General features: G+C 46.9%; 2 protein-coding genes. Both read left to right on the forward strand.

All coding sequences use genetic code 11. From position 1 onward, the window contains the following. Window positions 1-564 (forward strand): hypothetical protein (locus tag A3762_RS28070; protein ID WP_197469569.1); only part of this gene is annotated, 564 nt, incomplete at its 5' end. Window positions 565-612: 48 nt separating this feature from the next. Then, window positions 613-1,110, forward strand: coding sequence for a hypothetical protein (locus tag A3762_RS24950; RefSeq protein WP_068480190.1), 498 nt, complete (start codon window positions 613-615; stop codon window positions 1,108-1,110). Window positions 1,111-1,245 lie beyond the last annotated feature (135 nt).

The raw sequence follows: 1,245 nt of genomic DNA on the forward strand, positions 1-1,245 counted from the left end.
GAAACAATCCAAGCATCAATTAGCGCAAATGTGTCGCCTGCTGAGGATGGCCAAGTCGACGGTGAGGCAGCAGATTATACGGTTTCTCCTGGTGGTAGTTTGAACATTGCGATGCCAAGTTCAATTAGTGAGGATGATAGCGTGGATCATGTGATTGCGAGTGATCTTCCGGATGGCGCAACCATCAGCAATGGCCTTGAAGATAATGATGGTAACTACGTGATCAGTGGCGATTTGAGTCAACCGATACAAGTTTCATTGGGTGATGGTTTCGAAGGCGATGTGTCGATCAATGTCATAGGTTATGACGCCTTAGACCAAACTGTCGACGGTGCGAGTGAAATCATTAGTGTCGAAGTGGATGATGCTTATGCAGCGCAAGGTAGCTCTGCAGATGGCGCTAATGTTAATGCTGGTAGCGATGATCAGGGTGGAGGTGATTGGACGAATGCCGACAACACTAATGCAGGTGTTGATGTAATGGATGACAGTTCAAGCTTCGACAACGCGAATGATAACAATGGCAGTAACGATGACATGTCTGATTTAGGCGGTATTGGCTAGATCATTGATGCGCTTTCATCTTGGTGAACATCGCCTAAGGGAGCAGATATGGCTTTGCAATTGACCTATGACTCGGTCGAAGATCGCGTATTGTTTCTCAGCCACCAAGAAGTGCGTTACCCTTCTTGGTGGTTAAGCCGCAGGACGATCTTGCGGCTGATTCAATCTCTCAACTCAGCAGTGGCCGCGCACTATGAAACGGAGAAGATACTCCAAAAGGTGTCAGAAACTCAGACTTCTGAAACGACGAATCGAGATGGAAACGCTAGGTCTGAACAATCCGTCGAACAAAAAACACTCGACGAATACCGTCAAGCGCACTTAGAGAGCAGCGAGACGAGTGTTGAACGTCACTCTGAGCATGTTTCCGAGGCTCAGAAATATCCTTATGCGCGCAGCATTCGGTTAGATTTGCTCGAAAATAACCGTGTTGCGTTGGTTTTAAGTGACGGCGTGTCGAGTGGTTTGAAGCTGGAGTTTCATGAAGATGGCGTGCATCAGTTCGCTGATATGTGTTTGCAGGTGGTGAGACGGTGTAGGTGGTGAGACGGTGTAGGTGGTGATTATCTATTGAGGACTAAATATTGAGGTCAGAGTATATTCACTCTGCTCCCAGTCTTTCTAAGTCACTTACAGCCATTTACCAAGAGATACATATAGGCTCTCTTGACTGTTTTCTGA

The sequence above is a fragment of the Oleiphilus sp. HI0125 genome (assembly GCF_001635355.1).

Bases quoted from the DNA above. Each gene is read 5' to 3' on its own strand.
- A3762_RS24950 (WP_068480190.1), top strand. From the start codon at position 613: ATGGCTTTGCAATTGACCTATGACTCGGTCGAAGATCGCGTATTGTTT.